The sequence below is a fragment of the Enterococcus sp. 22-H-5-01 genome, from assembly GCF_050310005.1.
In the GTDB taxonomy this organism is placed as follows: Bacteria; Bacillota; Bacilli; order Lactobacillales; family Enterococcaceae; genus Enterococcus_A; species Enterococcus_A hailinensis.
In genome coordinates this window covers 1,984,489-2,000,539 of sequence record NZ_CP189993.1, presented here as the reverse complement: position 1 = coordinate 2,000,539, position 16,051 = coordinate 1,984,489, and the positions used below count along the sequence as shown (strand labels likewise).

The following is a 16,051-nucleotide window of genomic DNA, read 5'->3' as shown; positions in this document are numbered from 1 at the left end:
CGAGAAAAAAGCTCTAATATTATTTCACCAGCATTACATTTGATTACAGATTGGGAATAAAAAGTAAGTAAAAATAATTTATATGGATGCATTCAGCATAAAAAGAGAGTCTTTTCAAGGATGAAAGGACTCTCTTTTTTGTCATGTTTCTGTAATATTCTAGTATCATCCTCTACATAATTCGAATGCTGTCCTCCTGATTCGTCTCATTTAAGACTAGCTTGTAGCTAAATTCGTCTATTTCATTATGAAAATAGGTATGATAATTTTCTAAATGTTTTTCATTTTTAAATATCTTTTGATATGATACAACTGATGACCCGTTTTTATTCTTTCTATAGAAGTTTATTTTTTTAGAATACTTAGAAATAAGCTACAATGAGAACAACATGCTGATTGTCGATTTTTTACTTTATATAATGGAGGAACTTATATGATTCAGCTTTTACGTTATGCCAAAGATTATCGTAAACAAGTGATCCTTGGCCCTTTTTTCAAATTTTTAGAAGCCATCTTCGAGTTGGTCTTGCCTTTGTTCATGGCGAAACTCGTCGATGAAGGAATCGCGCAACATGACCGTAGCAAAGTGATCCAAATGGCTTTGATCATGTTAGCCTTATCAGTCGTTGGATGGATCTGCGCATTGATCTGCCAGTACTATGCTTCGGTCGCTTCCCAAGGTTTCGGGACGGTCTTGCGCAATCGATTGATGGAAAAAATCAATCAATTCTCACACAACGAGTTAAACCGTTTTGGTACCGATACATTGATCACTCGAATGACCAACGATATCAACCAAATGCAGGGCGCTTTGGCAATGATGATTCGTCTAGTCATTCGGGCACCCTTTCTAAGCATTGGTTCAGTGATCATGTCCTTTTATATCGATTGGCAAATGGGACTGATCTTTTTGATCTTATTACCAATTTTTTGTCTGATCCTTTACTTGATCATTCGCTACTCAGTACCACTTTATAAAAACATCCAACAAAAATTGGATCAATTGAATCAATTAGTCACACAAAATTTAACTGGGGTTCGTGTGATCCGGGCTTTTGCTCGAACAGAAACAGAAACGAACCATTTCAACGATGAAGCGGAAGAAATTTCTCATTTGAACCAACGTGTCGCCAATATCTCAGCCTTGCTTTCACCTAGCACGACCTTGATCATGAATGCTGGAGTTGCTGCTTTGCTTTACTTTGGCGGTTTCAAAGTCAATGTTGGCCACTTAGAGCAAGGTCAGATCTTAGCTTTGATCAATTATATGAACCAAATGTTATTAGCATTGATCGTTGTTTCAAACTTAGTGGTTCTGTTCACGCGGGCAGCCGCTTCTGCTAACCGGATCAACGAAGTTTTCGCAACGGATACGACCTTAGCCAATGAGGGGACGATTCAAGAAACGAACCCGCAAGCTGCACTTTTAGCTTTTGACAAAGTTGATTTTCGTTATACAGAAAAATCTGGTTTAGCCCTTGAAGGTATTACTTTTTCAATGAAAAAAAATGAGATTCTGGGGATCACCGGAGCGACCGGCAGCGGGAAATCGACCTTGATCAGTTTGATTCCGCGATTTTACGATGCGACAACAGGAACTGTTACTTTCACCGGCAGCAACGTCAAAGAGTGGGATCTTGATAAACTGCGTTCTGAGATCGCAATCGTTCCTCAAACGGCTGTCTTGTTCAGAGGAACGATTCGGGAAAATCTCCTTTGGGGTAAAGCAGATGCTACCGACGAAGACTGTTGGACAGCTTTAGCCACTGCTCAAGCGAGTGAATTTGTCGAAACCTTGCCTAAAGGCTTAGATACCGTAATCTTAGAAAACGGGAAAAATTTCTCTGGCGGACAACGTCAGCGCTTAACGATTGCGCGCGCTTTGATCCGTAAACCAGAATTATTGATTCTTGATGATTCGTTATCCGCGTTGGATTATCAAACCGACCTTGATCTGCGTCAAGCATTGAAACAAGACTTGGACTGTGGTGTGATCATCATCTCGCAACGATTGCGTTCGATCCAAGAAGCAGAAACGATTTTACTGATGGATAGCGGAAAAATCGCGGCTAAAGGGAACCATGAAGCCTTATTGAACAATTCTGTCCTTTACCAAGAATTAGTCGAATCACAAGCGGAAGGAGTCGAATCACATGCGTAAACAAAAAAACTTCTTCCATTCAATGAAACTATTTATCCCTTATTTAGCTGCTTATCCGAAACAATTGATCATCGCAGTGATCTTAGGGATCGCAAGTGGGATCACCTCGGTCTTGATGACCTATTACATTGGAGTTGCAGTCGATCAAATGGTCGATAATGGCAATGTTGATTTCACGCACTTGTTCCATATCTTGCAACTCTTCATCGGGATCTTTTTAGTCACAGTCGTCAGTCAATATTTCATCCAGCGAATTGGAAATACCGTAGCTTTTGACTCGGTTGCTAAACTACGAGAAGAAACATTTACCCACTTGAATAAATTGCCTTTGAGCTACTACGATCAAAGTACCAAGGGTGATATCGTCAGCCGGTTCACTAATGACATGGATAATATCTCGACCGCGATCTCAGCCGTCTTCAACCAAGTCTTTTCAGGCATGACTGTCGTCTTAGTCGCTTTAGTCTTTATGCTGTTTCTAAGTCCGATGCTGACTTTAGTCGTTTTAGTCGCTACGCCGATTATTTTCTTACTGACGTATATCGTCGCCCGAGCATCGCAACAATCATTTACCAATCAACAACAATTAGTTGGTTCGATCTCTGGTTTTATCACTGAGATGGTCGGTAATCAAAAAATCGTCAAAGCCTTCCAACGAGAAGAACAAAATCAACAAAATTTTGAAGCCTTGAATCAAGAATTATATGTCCGAGGACAAAAAGCCCAATTCATTTCTTCATTGACCAACCCGTCTTCACGGTTCGTCGATCATTTGGCTTATTTATCGGTCGGTTTAGTTGGTGGACTATTAGCCTTACGGACCAATAGCGAGATCACGATCGGGATCATTTCAAGTTTCACGATCTACTCAAGCCAATTCACCAAACCATTTATTGAATTGTCAGGTATCACGATCCAGATCCAAACTGCGATTGCCGGATTGGATCGTTCCTTTGAATTATTAAAAGAACCGATTGAAAAACCGAATGCCCTAAATGCCAAAGTTTTGACCGACGCCAAAGGAAAAGTGGTCTTTGATCACGTCGACTTTGCTTACCAAAAAGATCAACCATTGATCGAAGATTTCAATTTGGTGGTCGAGCCTGGCCAAACGATTGCGATCGTCGGAAAAACGGGTGCCGGTAAATCAACCTTGGTCAACTTGCTGATGCGTTTTTATGAAGTCGATCATGGTACGATCCAAATCGATGGCACCGATATCCGCTATTTGACTCGCGACAGTTTGCGCCAACAATTCGGGATGGTTTTACAAGAAACCTGGTTGATGGACAGCAGCCTCCGCGAAAATCTTCGGTACGGCCGCGAATCAGCTACCGATGAAGAAATCTATGATGCGTTGAAAGATGCTTATATGTATGATTTCGTACTGCGCCTGCCGGATAAATTGGATACGATCGTCGGTGAAGCTGGAGTGAAACTCTCTGATGGTCAGCGCCAATTACTCACGATTGCTCGGACGATGATCAGTCGTCCTTCGATGTTGATTTTGGATGAAGCAACCAGTTCGGTCGACACGTTGACTGAACAAAAAATCCAAAATGCCTTTCTGGCAATGATGGAAAATCACACGAGTTTCGTGATCGCCCACCGCTTATCAACGATCCAAAGTGCCGACAAGATTTTGGTCTTGGATCACGGAAATATCGTAGAAATCGGCAGCCACGATCAACTACTCCAATTAGACGGCTATTACAAAAAACTTTACCAAGCACAATTTTCTCAAAGTTAATAAAAAAAGACGGAGACAAACGCATTGCTGCGTTTGTCTCCGTCTTTTTTGTTTTACCTTACATGATCGTTCCCATAGCAGTATTTTGGTCTTCTTCAGTCGTTACTGCAGCCGCAATCGCAAATTCTAATCCTTTTGCGATTGTTTCAACTGGTAAACTAGGCGTTCCAACTGGTAAGCCAACTACTTGTTCTGGTAAATATGGCACATGGATGAAGCCTCCGCGAAGATCCTTGCCTTGTTTTTCTGCTAAATACAACAAACGATACATGATATCGTTGCAGACGAAAGTTCCTGCAGTATAAGAGACACTTGAAGGAATTCCTGCTGCTTTTACATTGTTGACCATTGCTTTTACAGGGATAGTCGCAAAATAGGCTGTCTCGCCATCTTCATGGATTACTTGGTTCAATGGTTGTTGTTGCTCATTATCTGGAATACGTGCTTCCATCAAATTGATTGCTACTTTTTCAATCGAAATATCTGAACGTCCGCCCGCTTGTCCTACACAGATCACGACATCTGGTTGAACATCTTCGATTGCTTTAGCTAAAACTTCTCCGTCTTTTTCAAAAACCGTGGGAATCTCTAGCTTAGTGATACTTGCTCCTTCGATCGTGTCTGGTAATAATTTCACTGCTTCATAAGCAGGATTAATTTCTGCCCCGCCAAAGGGATCAAAACCAGTAATCAATACTTTCATAACTCTCACCTTTCTTCGTCAATTATTTAAATAAAATCATATAACAAATTTGAAATACTAAGAAAATCACTGCCAATAAGGCTTGGTTTTTGATAACGCCAAAGCGGTCTTTCATCTCTAACATCGCGACTGGCACGATGTTAAAGTTGGCAGCCATTGGAGTACACAACGTACCGCAATAGCCGCAAGTCAATGCGACCATGCCGATCAATACTGGATCTGCTCCATAAGCTAATACAAACGGTGCACCGATCCCGACAGTCATGACGGTGATAGCCGCAAAGGCATTCCCCATGATCATCGTGAACAACATCATCCCGATCGCAAAAACAATGATCCCTAAATTAACATTGCCTTTTGGAATGACCTTAGCTACTAGATCAGAGATCACTTCACCCACACCTGCAGCAGTGAAGATCGCCCCTAAACTTGCTAACAACATTGGCAACATACTTAATGGACCGACCGTTGATAACATCCGCTCCGCATCATCTAAGAAGACGATTGGTTTGTTTGAGTGAGAATAAACCATCAAGATCACGATCGCTACTAAAACACCGACACCCACACCGACTAATGCGCCTAAGTTCGTAAAGACCGCAAAAATAATTGCGAAAATTCCCATTGATAAAGCTGGAATAAAAATCTTCATTCCGATCTTATCAGCCATTTTCTTCGTAAAGACTTCATTTGGAGCACTTTCTTTTCCTTTGTTAACTTTTTTGAAGATCGGCGGCAAAGTCATGATAATTACTAAGACACCATCGATCATTGTTGGAATCCAACGACCAAACATCATCACGATCCCTAATGCGCACCAGAAAATTGCCGTACCGATCGGCGTAGGATTTTCTTTGTCCCGTGCGTTTTTGATCCCTGTGTAGACCGCGACCGCACCCATAATAATATAAATAATTTCAAGTAATTTTTCAGATAATAGTACATCTTGGCTTAGAAAAAATGACATCGACGTTCCTCCTTATTTACTGTTCCCGTAATATTTTTTGTATAATTTTCGATCTTTTAGGAAGTAATAAACAATCGCCACGATTACCGCAAAGAGCGCGACTGGAATTTCTACTTTAGCCAAATCAAGCAAACTCGTTTCATAGCCTAAATCTTTCAATGTTGCTTGGACTAATAATGCTCCCGGACCGCCGACAAACAATACTTGGAAGAAGAACCAAGCAATATTTTCCATCCCAGATGACATGCCTTTCAATTCCTCAACATAATCTTCTGCGGGTTCTTGGCCTTTCGCTTCGATCGAACCGATAACCATCGGCATAATGATCGGACGAACAAATCCAGCAACGCCGCCAAAACTAATATTGAATGCCGCAAAGAGTGACCGCATGATACCATAGGCCCCGATCACAGCTCCAGCAGACGCATTCTTGATTTTACCAATCAATTTAGCAGCGGATTCTTTCAAGCCATTTCGTTCCAACGTTCCCGTTACTAACATGATCAAGATAAAGATCGCCATCGAACGATTCGAAACAAAACTTGTTCCTAATGTCGTTAACAAACCTTCTACACCTAATCCTCCAGTGATTGCTGTCACTACTGCGGCAACTAAAATAATCAAAATTGAATCTAATTTTAGTGCAAACCCGATGATAACAATCAGAATTCCAATCAATTTTACTAATTCCATACTAACTATTCCCCTTTAATTAAAATTAATCTATTCATTTACTAAAATGAGTTTGATTCCGTTTCTTTAAAGCTACTAACGTAATATCAGATTGATTTTTTCATTATTTATCCAACAAACGAATGATTTTTCAATCTTCTGAATTTTCAATTTAAATAAAATAGCTCAGCGCTTGAACAACGTACCGACTTCTTGACCGGCCAAAATATCAAATAGTACTTCTGGACGTTTTCCGTTCGCTAGGATCATCGAAATGTTCGATGCTAATGCTCCGGAAGCAGTCTTTAATTTACTGCGGATACCGCCACGGCTAAGTCCATCCAATGCCGGACTCGCATTTTCGATCAAGGTTTGATCAATGCTTGCTAAATGTTGAAACATAGTTGCTTCTTCATTCATGAAGGGATTTTCTGAATACAGACCATTAACATCTGACAACATGATCAGTAAATCGGCGTTGACCGCTTTTGATACTAATAAAGCTAATTCATCATTGTCAGCAAATTTTGCTAAATGATTTCCTTCATCGATCGTTACTGCATCATTCTCGTTTATAATAGGTAAGATTTTATTGGCTAATAACTCATGGATCGTTTCAGCGAAGTTCGCTTGGCTTTCAGGATAAGCCAACACTTCACGACTCAACAATAGCTGACCAATCTGTTGTTCTTCCTTACCAAAAGCTTTTTCGTATAAACTAGTCAATTTTCCTTGTCCGACTGCTGCCGCTGCCGATCTTGAGACAGGCCCTAATTGAGTCAAACCGATTCCTACTGCCCCAGACGAAACCAAAATTACTTGCTTACCTTCTGCCGTTAATTCAGATAATACGAAAGCCAATCGCTCGATGACTGACTCCGCGATCCCTTGTTCGGAAGATACTAATAAGCTGGTTCCAACTTTTATTACAATAACGTTTGCTTCTCGTATTTCTCTTCTCAACATTCGATTCACCTTTTTATAATAACATTAAATAATAATTGTGTTTTACGATTTCTAATTATACTATCATAACAGTTGAGAAAAAAACAGATTTTTTATGAAATAAAATTTTAAAACTGTATTATTTATTATGGAAAAATAATTCAAATCGAGCTATATAGAGCGTTTTTATTCATCATAACTCATTAATAAAAGTAAAAAATTCTATTTTAAAAAAAATCGATAGAATTATTGATTAATTCCATCCGCATTCAAGTTCTATTCACTAGTTATATCCAAACCATTATTTGGTAAATATAAATAAAACATTACGGACATTTTCTTCATTATAATCTAATCTTTCAGCTCCTGTTTTATTTAATAACTAAAAAATTAATATATTCTATTTAACATTAGTAAATGTATAACAAAAAACCTTCTATTGAATAATCAATAGAAGGTTTTTTTTAAATCAATCCCAAATTCGCTTTCCAAGTCAATAAACGTTCCACGGATTGGTCCAATTGTTTCTCACTGTACTCACCGTTTTGGATCGCTGTTAAAATATAAGGAATCTGTGTGCTGTAGCTCGAAGATAGGATCATGTCATTTCCAGCTTGTAATGCTTGTAACCCAGCTTCTTCTTGCGAGATAAAATCAGCTAAGCCCGCCATATCCATATCATCCGTCATGATGACACCTTTGAAACCTAACTCATTACGGATCGTATCATGCACGGGTTTCGAGATCGAAGCTGGGCGATTGCCATCGATGGCTTGAACGATATTGTGTGACACCATGATGCTGTCAGCACCTGCTTTAATTCCTGCTTCAAAAGGCAAGAAATCATTTTTGCGTAAATCCTCTAAGGAACGATCATCAGTTACGATCTCAACGTGCGAATCACGGTTATTTCCATAACCAGGAAAGTGTTTCAATGTAGAACCGATCATTTGTTTTTTCATTTCGTCAACACTCAGTGTAACATATTTACTTGTTCCAGCAGCATCCATCCCGATTGTCCGATCATAGATAAACGATTGAGAGTCAGTCGAAACATCCGCATCTGGGAACATCCCGATCTGAATGCCTAATTCTTTAAAAACTTGAGCTTTGCGATCGATATCTTGGGTAATTCCATCCCAGCCATTGGTTTGATATTGTACTTGGGGACTTTCAAATGCTGGTGAAACGATTTGATTACGGCTTAACCGACTGACTGTTCCTCCTTCTTCATCTGAACCAATAAACATCGGTGTTTGGCTGGCTGCTTGATAACTAGCAATGATTTGCTTCAAATCACTTTGTCCCTTGCCTTCCATATCTCGATCAAACAATAGATACCCACCTAGATGATATTGTTGGATATCTGCGATTTGATTTGCTTCCGGTACACGCGCCATAAATAATTGCCCGACTTTTTCTTCAATAGACATTCCATCCATGGTTTGTTTCACTTTTTCTTTAACACTTTTATTTTCACTTGTATCCTCTTTTGATGTTTTCGTCGTCGTTGACTTACTTGTAGTCGTTGAATGACTGCTGGCAGAAGATTTTTTCTCTGAACTGCCGCAAGCGGTAAGTGTAACGACTGAAGCCAACACCAACAAACTAAATAATAGAAGCTTCTTCATGTTTATCCCCCTTTTACACATGGCTATTTTAGCACAGCTATCTGTAAGAAGCGCCTATTTACTATTAACGATTAGAATCCGCTCATAACAAAAAAAAGGAACAAAAGTAGCAGCTACTTTTGTTCCCGCACTTCTTTTATCTTGTTTGGATCGCTACGTCATTACGTACACGGTAGCCTTTTCCCCAAATCGTTTGAACGATTTCCTGATCCGTTTCTAAACATTCTAATTTTAATTTGATATTCTTAACTAGTGAAGAAAGTTGTGCCAAACGTGATTGAGAGATATCCCCCCAAAGTGCCATACATAAGTCATCCCGAGAAACGATCTCACCAGAATGATTACGCAAGATTTCTAAAACTTGTAATTCTAATGAAGAAAGATTGATCAATGTCATCGAAGTGATATCGTGCTCCTCTTCACCTGCAAAACAACGTTTTACGTGAAGTGGTTCAAAAGGTTTTCCTTGATATTGGGTCGCCACTTCGGCCAATTGTTCCCGTAACAATTCGATCGAGTCGCTGCTTTGGACAAAACCATTCAATCCTTGTTCATATAAAATCGCTTTTTCATCTTCTGTCAGCAAATGATCGACTTCTCGTAAAATACTTTGACCGCCGGCTTGTAATTTTGGTAATAACAATTCCATCTCATAGCTAGAAATCGTTTCGCCGATGATCACGATTGGAAAATAGTTAACAAATTCGGAAATTTGACCAGTCGCTTGCAATTCTTCCAAGATGCTTGTCGAACAAAAGAATTCATAGTTTAAATGTTGTAATTTTGTTGCTAAAATTTCTTCTGCTAAAATATTTTTGGTTAAAACTAATACTCGAACCATTTAATCGCCCTCATTTTCTAATCAATAATTATTATAAAAAGAATATAACTTAAAACTAAGCGAATAAATGGTCTTATTTTAGATGATATTGAATAAAATTATGAACATTCCTCATTTTTCTGTTTTTTTTAACATAAAATAAAGAAAAAATCGCGATTTCACTCGCGATTTAAGCCGTAGCATTGTTTAAGTTTTTCTTACGATTAAGAGCTTTTGCAAAAATTGGTAAGTTAAACTGCTTATATAAGGCACCCGCTACAAAATAGGCGATATTAAAGTCAATCAAGCTATGGATCAAGCCGCCAACTCCCATCAAAATAAAAATGGTATACATGTAGCCCTGTGAGTAAAATGTCTCGGGCATATTTCCCATAAAGTAAAAGACGGAGACGACCAACATTTCTGCCGCAGCATGGATCAAACCAATCACCAGATTAAATAACTGGAAACGCCCATTGGCTAAGGTAAATTTGCCATTTTTCAATACGATCTCTGGATGTCTTTGCAAGTAAGCCGCTCCGATCACGGCAAAAATTATATGTGATAATGCCCGCATCGCAATAATCGGCGTAGTTGATAGAAAGAACCCAAAAGTCGTTCCTAAAACTACAGCAACAGCAACTGCTGGCGAAAAGAACATCGCAATAAAGACTGGTACATGACTGGCTAACGTAAACGAAGCCGGTCCGATCACGATTTTCGGCATGACCATTGGAATCAAGACTCCTAACCCAATCAATAAAGCTGAAATCGTCAAATGTCTTACTGAATTATTTCGCATGTTTATCCCCCGTTAAGTGTCAAGACACTTGGATTTGACTTTAGTTTAGTCCAAACCGCATCAAGTGTCAAGACACATGGGTTTTTTTTATTATTTTACGAATTGGCTTTCTAATTCTTTGATTCGTTGTTCCCATTGAGCGGTACTGATTTGATGTTTTTTCACATACCGATTTTGCGGATAGCGCGCGCACTCGATCGAACAAGCCCCTAAGTATTTAGCCTCATTTTCTTCAGAGACTAACATTTGACGATTGCATTCGGGATTGCTGCAATTGATATAACGTTCGCACGGTGTCCCATCGAACCATTCTTTTCCGACCACATTTTTGTCTACTTGATTGATCTCAACACTAATACGTTCATCAAAGACATACATTTTGCCATCCCAAAGCTCTCCACGCGTTGCTTCGTCTTTCCCATAAGCAGCGATCCCACCATGTAGCTGAGCGACATCTTCAAAACCTTCTCGTAATAACCAACCGGAGAATTTTTCACATCGAATACCGCCAGTACAATAAGTAACGATTTTTTTATCCATGAATTGTTCTTTGTTGTCACGAATCCAGGCAGGCAGTTCTCTAAAATTACGGATTTCCGGCCGAATAGCGCCCCGAAAATGGCCTAGATCATATTCATAATCATTGCGCGCATCGATCACGACTGTATCTTCTGAAATCAAAGCTTCGCGAAAAGCTTTAGGCTCTAAATATTTTCCCGTTAGTTGATGTGGATCAACGTCTTCTTCCAAATTCAAAGCGACTAATTCTGCTCTTGGACGGACAAATAGTTTTTTAAACGCATGCCCTTCACTTTCGTCCATTTTAAAATAAGTATCCTTGAAACGTTCATCAGCTAACATCGCAGTCCTATATTGCTCTGTTGCTGCGATCGTCCCTGAGACGGTCCCGTTGATACCTTCTGGAGCAACTAAGATCCGACCTTTCAATCCTAAATCACGACAAAAGGCTTTGTGCTCTTGAGCAAAAGCTTCGGGGTCTTCAATTGTTGTATAGTTATAATATAGTAATACACGATAGTCCATGGTTGTTCCTCCTAAGTTGTCTCACCCTTTTTTTGTTTAAAAGAGCTCTCTGATTCTGTAGATTCATTCACTAACCCTTTTTCGTCTCTACATTTGATCAGCTGATTTTTTAATCTTTTATTACTATAGGAGATAGAAATCGTTTTTTCTAATTTGATGCTTGTAAAACTTTTTACAAAGATTGACAAAAAATTCATTTTATAAAAAAAAAGCACGAGAGCAAAATTTTCTACTTTGCTCTCGCGCTTTGGCTTATTGGGCTGTTTGTGTTTGGGTTTGGGCTTGATCCGGATGAACGGCAAGATATTGTGCCACTCGATTTTCAGCATTGGCTTGCAAGTTATAATAATAGAAACTGATATCATTATTAAGGTACGAGCCTTGCGGGAAAATCTTACGCGTACTTTCCGGCATTGAGTATTTGGCTTCATCCGCAGTGGAACAAACAACTAGACCGCGGGTCGTATCGACTGTTGCATCTGCTAGATTCATTTCTTTCGTATAATCACCAGAATCATTTCGAACATATGAACCTAAATTTTCTGCTGCGGTCGCCGTTGTACCATCAGTGGTCCAATTGATTGGATTGATGGCTAATGCTCCTTCATCCCAGGTTGGTAATTGACCCGTGAAGTCAGAAGCGACCGTATTATATGAAATCACGACGCCGGTATCATCTGCACCCGTTGCAAATTTAACTTGTGGATTATCCGTCATTTCTTGTTGGGTCACAGATTGACCAATCACATATGAGGCGATCATTCGATCACTTACACCAGGATTTGCTTTGAAATAATCATACATGATCGCTTTAAGCATCCGAGCGCCTTGTGAATGGCCCACTAAGATAAAGGGACGGTTATTATTTTCATGTTTGATATAGTAATCAAATGCAGCCATGACATCCACTTTAGGAACACCATCGATATATTCATTTTGTTCCGTTTTAGATTTAGACAATAACCAGTTAGAATCTAATTGACGATAATACGGAGCATAAATATTTCCGCTTGTCTCAAAGGCAGAACCTTGACTCGCTAAAAATACTTGCGCGCCTGCACGCATACTGGCATTGTCGATCTTGGCGATTGGAGACGCATCCGTATCTTTTCGAGCATACGCACTTGGATACAACATAAAAACATCGGCCTGATTCGTAATTTCCGTTGGTTTGGCCAGCCAATTGTCTGCATCACTATAATCAGTTGCTTTGATCGTTTCCCCGGCTTTTTCTGGATCTTTGGTTTTGACTGAGGTCTTGCGCGTCTCTTCTTTGGGTTCTTCTTTATTATTCATCGTGGTATACGCATAGTAGCCCCCCGCACCAAGTAGCACTACTACAAGCAATCCTAACATAAATTTTTTCATTTCTTCCTCCAGATAAAAACTATTTTATTGTTACTATTATAAGGGAGCTGGGTTTTAATTACCAAATTATCTGTGGATTTAATGAAAAAATAAAAAGAGCCGCAGCTCTTTTTATTTTTATTTATTCTGTTCCAAAGCATTTGATAAACGGGCAAATTCTGCTAATGAAAGAGTTTCACCTCGACGTTTTGGATCGATTTCGGCTTGTTGCAGGCTTGCTTCTAACCAAGCTTTTGTTGCATCGTCTTTCCCATAAGTATTCAATAAATTGTTCCATAATGTTTTACGACGTAAGACAAACGCTGATTTTGTCAGTTTGAAAAATTCTTTTTCATTTGTGACCTCGACTGCTGGTGTCTCACGGCGAACTAAGCGTAAAATCGCAGAATCCACATTCGGTTGCGGGATAAAAACTGTTTTAGGTACGATGAAAGCCGTTGTTGCTTCCATATAATATTGGACAGCGATCGACAATGAGCCATAGGCTTTTGTTCCTGGTTTGGCCGAAATACGATCGGCGACCTCCCGTTGCATCATCACGACCATTTCATCGACTGCCAATTCTGATTCTAAAATATGCATCATGATCGGCGTTGTAATATAGTAAGGCAAGTTTGCGACCACTTTGATTGGACCTTTTTGATCAAAGTAGGCGGTCTCTTGATTCAAATCGACTTTCAAGATATCGTTGTGGACGACTTTGATATTGTCATAAGGACTTAACGTATCGGCTAAAACTGGAATCAAACGATCATCGATCTCAAAAGCCAAAACTTGATGGGCTGCTCGGGCTAAATGTTCCGTTAATGCACCGATCCCTGGACCGACTTCGATCACATTAGTCTGATCATCGATCTCTGCAGTCGCGACAATTTTTTGTAAAATATTGGGTTCCGTCAAAAAATTTTGTCCTAAACTTTTTTTGAAAGAAAAACCATATTTTTGTAGGATTTCTTTTGTTCTAGAAGGCGTTGCTATATCTTTGTTCACAAGGTTTCCTCAACTTTCTTCATGGCCTCATGTAATTGATCTTCCGTAATACGAAACATCATCAAACGTTTTTCTAATTGTTTGGCATTCGTATATCCAATCTTTAATTCATCCCCAAGCTTTTCTCTACGTTCCCGCGCTTGAGCTCCCGCTATTAAACCATATCCTAATAAGGTTTGTCTAGTTATTTCGGGTTCGTCTGTCTCTGCTGGGGTCACGACTTTTTGCAACGCTTCGATGATCGCTTCATCACTAGCATGCTCGACCCCTAAACTTGCTCCTCTTTTCTGTGGTGCCGCCATTCGACGAGAAAGAAAAGCGTGTTGGGCATCAGGAACTACTTCCATGATCGTTTTCCTGATCTTTTCGCCTGAAAAATCAGGATCGGTAAACACGATCACCCCTCGTGTCGCTTGAGCGTGTTCGATTTGTTCTAAAATATTCTCATCGATCGCTGAACCTCTTGTTTCGATCGTATCGACTTCGAATACTTCTTTTAAACGTTTTGTATCGTCTTTGCCTTCAACAACTATGATTTCTTCGATTTTATCTTTAGCCATGATCACTGATCCTAAATAGACGGTGTGCATTTTCAGTCGTCTGACGTGCGACTTCTTCCCAAGGTAGATTACGTAATTCCGCGATTTTTTCGACCACATAACGAGTATAGCCTGGTTCATTACGTTTGCCGCGATATGGCATGGGTGCCAAATAAGGCGCATCCGTCTCAACCAATAATTTATCCATTGGGACAACAGTCGCTGCTTCTTGGACATCCAAAGCTTTTTTGAAGCTCACGACGCCAGAAAAAGAAACGTGCATACCTAAATCTAAGAAACGTTTGGCCCATTCGCCGCTGCCGCTGAAGCTGTGCATGATTCCGCCGATATCTCGAATGTCTTCTTCTTTTAAGATTTTATAAGTATCTTCTAGTGCTTCACGCGTATGGATACTGATTGGTAGATTCATTTCTTTAGCGATCGCGATTTGACGCCGAAAGACTCGATCTTGAACTTCTTTTGGATCTTCCATCCAATGATAATCTAAACCGATTTCGCCTAAAGCGACCACTTTTGGTAAAGTCAGTTTTTGGATCAAGTCTGTTTCGATTTCTTTCGTATAGCTGCCCGCTTCAGTCGGATGCCAGCCAATGATCGAATAAACTCCTTCATATTGTTGGTTTAATTCTAGACTTTTTTCGATCGTGGGTGTATCGAATCCTACAACTGCCATCTCAGTCACACCTAATTCTTGTGCGCGTTGGACAGTTTCCGGAATATCATTTTCAAATTGCTCTGCATTTAAATGCGTATGCGAATCAAAAATCATTTGTTTTCCTCTTTTCTTTCAATTTCCTAGTGGTTCTTCACTGAACAGATGTCTACCATACAATAGCACAAAATCCAGATTTTCTCATTCTCTATGAAAATCCGCCGAAAGTCGGATGTGTAATCATCAAATTCCTTTTATACTTGCCTATACCCTCATTTTAGGGTTGAAATGAATCAGTTCGTTCTATCCAAGAATTTTACTATATGAAAGCGGGGATCGTATGCCTAATTTTCAACGCGATTATCCAGAAGCGGCACGTTACTTAAAACAAAAATATCCAGAAAAAGTCCCGACGAACAGCGTCTGGCACTGGGGTATGCTGGCTTTATTCAGCTTGTTAGCCATTGCCGTCATCAAACAGCAATTACTATTGATCGGCCTTTTGATTTTGATCAGTGCTTTAGCTAAAGGTCCGGGAATGTTGATCTTCGGTGCCGTTTATTCTTTACTAGTCAGCTTCTTCCCGCCAATCGGGATCGTTTTATCCGCCTTGTTCTTTTTATTCAATCTGCGCTTATTGACTAAAAGCTGGCGGGTTAACTTAGTAACGACGTGGTTTTATTTATATCCTCTAGCAATGAGCTTGCTGCGTTATTTCACCCATTGGGATGCTTCGTGGCAAGTTGGTTTAGAGTTGCTGCCGGGCTTGCTATTATTGCATCTAGCCCTGGTTAAAGTTTATGACTTCCACCCAAGTGCCCGACAGGTCTCTTGGACGATCTTAGCTGCGCCTTTCGAATTGGTTTCTTTGCTGCTCCCTAAACGGTTCAAAAAAACGTTCAATAAAACAGCAACTACGAAAAAAGCGGACCTACCAAATCGCAAACTATAAAAAAACAACACTAGAAAATGGCCTATTTTCTAGT

15 protein-coding genes are annotated in these 16,051 nt (G+C 39.8%); 3 read left to right on the top strand and 12 right to left on the bottom strand.

Annotated elements, in window-relative coordinates; all coding sequences use genetic code 11:
* Window positions 1–433 precede the first annotated feature (433 nt).
* A complete protein-coding gene (locus ACQKTA_RS10170; RefSeq protein ID WP_427813634.1) occupies window positions 434–2,161 on the top strand; it encodes an ABC transporter ATP-binding protein in 1,728 nt (575 codons plus the stop codon).
* A complete protein-coding gene (locus ACQKTA_RS10165; RefSeq protein WP_427813633.1) occupies window positions 2,154–3,911 on the top strand; it encodes an ABC transporter ATP-binding protein in 1,758 nt (585 codons plus the stop codon). The genes ACQKTA_RS10170 and ACQKTA_RS10165 overlap by 8 nt, the downstream gene beginning before the upstream one ends.
* Before the next feature lie 58 nt (window positions 3,912–3,969).
* On the opposite strand, the gene pcp is transcribed toward ACQKTA_RS10165, so the two are convergent.
* The 12 genes from pcp to ACQKTA_RS10105 form a co-directional block, all read right to left on the bottom strand.
* A complete protein-coding gene (pcp, locus tag ACQKTA_RS10160) occupies window positions 3,970–4,614 on the bottom strand; it encodes a pyroglutamyl-peptidase I (protein ID WP_427813632.1) in 645 nt (214 codons plus the stop codon).
* A 22-nt stretch (window positions 4,615–4,636) separates the two neighbouring features.
* On the bottom strand, window positions 4,637–5,581 hold the full coding sequence (locus ACQKTA_RS10155; RefSeq protein ID WP_427813631.1) for a DUF979 domain-containing protein: 945 nt from the start codon (window positions 5,579–5,581) through the stop codon (window positions 4,637–4,639).
* A gap of 12 nt (window positions 5,582–5,593) precedes the next feature.
* Window positions 5,594–6,274: a 5-oxoproline transporter, DUF969 family subunit gene (locus ACQKTA_RS10150; RefSeq protein WP_332581660.1), complete on the bottom strand. Its 681-nt coding sequence runs from the start codon at window positions 6,272–6,274 to the stop codon at window positions 5,594–5,596.
* Between the two features lie 165 nt (window positions 6,275–6,439).
* Window positions 6,440–7,216: a glutamate 5-kinase gene (gene proB, locus ACQKTA_RS10145; RefSeq protein WP_427814546.1), complete on the bottom strand. Its 777-nt coding sequence runs from the start codon at window positions 7,214–7,216 to the stop codon at window positions 6,440–6,442.
* 446 nt (window positions 7,217–7,662) lie between these two features.
* Window positions 7,663–8,829 carry a glycoside hydrolase family 3 N-terminal domain-containing protein gene (locus ACQKTA_RS10140; RefSeq protein WP_427813630.1) on the bottom strand — a complete coding sequence of 389 codons (1,167 nt, stop codon included), beginning with the start codon at window positions 8,827–8,829 and terminating at the stop codon, window positions 7,663–7,665.
* A gap of 136 nt (window positions 8,830–8,965) precedes the next feature.
* Window positions 8,966–9,670, bottom strand: coding sequence for a winged helix-turn-helix domain-containing protein (locus tag ACQKTA_RS10135; RefSeq protein WP_427813629.1), 705 nt, complete (start codon window positions 9,668–9,670; stop codon window positions 8,966–8,968).
* Window positions 9,671–9,839: 169 nt separating this feature from the next.
* Window positions 9,840–10,451 carry a hypothetical protein gene (locus ACQKTA_RS10130; RefSeq protein ID WP_427813628.1) on the bottom strand — a complete coding sequence of 204 codons (612 nt, stop codon included), beginning with the start codon at window positions 10,449–10,451 and terminating at the stop codon, window positions 9,840–9,842.
* A gap of 90 nt (window positions 10,452–10,541) precedes the next feature.
* A complete protein-coding gene (locus ACQKTA_RS10125; protein ID WP_427813627.1) occupies window positions 10,542–11,495 on the bottom strand; it encodes a rhodanese-related sulfurtransferase in 954 nt (317 codons plus the stop codon).
* Between the two features lie 252 nt (window positions 11,496–11,747).
* Window positions 11,748–12,863 carry a DUF3089 domain-containing protein gene (locus tag ACQKTA_RS10120; protein ID WP_427813626.1) on the bottom strand — a complete coding sequence of 372 codons (1,116 nt, stop codon included), beginning with the start codon at window positions 12,861–12,863 and terminating at the stop codon, window positions 11,748–11,750.
* Between the two features lie 117 nt (window positions 12,864–12,980).
* Window positions 12,981–13,853: a 16S rRNA (adenine(1518)-N(6)/adenine(1519)-N(6))-dimethyltransferase RsmA gene (gene rsmA, locus ACQKTA_RS10115; RefSeq protein ID WP_427813625.1), complete on the bottom strand. Its 873-nt coding sequence runs from the start codon at window positions 13,851–13,853 to the stop codon at window positions 12,981–12,983.
* Window positions 13,850–14,413, bottom strand: coding sequence for a ribonuclease M5 (gene rnmV / locus ACQKTA_RS10110; protein ID WP_407854998.1), 564 nt, complete (start codon window positions 14,411–14,413; stop codon window positions 13,850–13,852). The genes rsmA and rnmV overlap by 4 nt, the downstream gene beginning before the upstream one ends.
* Entirely contained in the window at window positions 14,406–15,182 is a 777-nt protein-coding gene (locus tag ACQKTA_RS10105) for a TatD family hydrolase (RefSeq protein ID WP_407856486.1), read from the bottom strand. Before ACQKTA_RS10105 ends, rnmV begins: the two co-directional genes overlap by 8 nt.
* Window positions 15,183–15,405: 223 nt before the next feature.
* Here ACQKTA_RS10105 and ACQKTA_RS10100 point away from each other — a divergent pair, with 223 nt between their 5' ends.
* A complete protein-coding gene (locus ACQKTA_RS10100; RefSeq protein ID WP_427813624.1) occupies window positions 15,406–16,017 on the top strand; it encodes a hypothetical protein in 612 nt (203 codons plus the stop codon).
* Window positions 16,018–16,051 lie beyond the last annotated feature (34 nt).

Coding starts and splice junctions, on each gene's coding strand:
- ACQKTA_RS10170 (WP_427813634.1), top strand. CDS start 434: ATGATTCAGCTTTTACGTTATGCCAAAGATTATCGTAAACAAGTGATC.
- ACQKTA_RS10165 (WP_427813633.1), top strand. CDS start 2,154: ATGCGTAAACAAAAAAACTTCTTCCATTCAATGAAACTATTTATCCCT.
- pcp (WP_427813632.1), bottom strand. CDS start 4,614: ATGAAAGTATTGATTACTGGTTTTGATCCCTTTGGCGGGGCAGAAATT.
- ACQKTA_RS10155 (WP_427813631.1), bottom strand. CDS start 5,581: ATGTCATTTTTTCTAAGCCAAGATGTACTATTATCTGAAAAATTACTT.
- ACQKTA_RS10150 (WP_332581660.1), bottom strand. CDS start 6,274: ATGGAATTAGTAAAATTGATTGGAATTCTGATTGTTATCATCGGGTTT.
- ACQKTA_RS10140 (WP_427813630.1), bottom strand. CDS start 8,829: ATGAAGAAGCTTCTATTATTTAGTTTGTTGGTGTTGGCTTCAGTCGTT.
- ACQKTA_RS10135 (WP_427813629.1), bottom strand. CDS start 9,670: ATGGTTCGAGTATTAGTTTTAACCAAAAATATTTTAGCAGAAGAAATT.
- ACQKTA_RS10130 (WP_427813628.1), bottom strand. CDS start 10,451: ATGCGAAATAATTCAGTAAGACATTTGACGATTTCAGCTTTATTGATT.
- ACQKTA_RS10125 (WP_427813627.1), bottom strand. CDS start 11,495: ATGGACTATCGTGTATTACTATATTATAACTATACAACAATTGAAGAC.
- ACQKTA_RS10120 (WP_427813626.1), bottom strand. CDS start 12,863: ATGAAAAAATTTATGTTAGGATTGCTTGTAGTAGTGCTACTTGGTGCG.
- rnmV (WP_407854998.1), bottom strand. CDS start 14,413: ATGGCTAAAGATAAAATCGAAGAAATCATAGTTGTTGAAGGCAAAGAC.
- ACQKTA_RS10105 (WP_407856486.1), bottom strand. CDS start 15,182: ATGATTTTTGATTCGCATACGCATTTAAATGCAGAGCAATTTGAAAAT.
- ACQKTA_RS10100 (WP_427813624.1), top strand. CDS start 15,406: ATGCCTAATTTTCAACGCGATTATCCAGAAGCGGCACGTTACTTAAAA.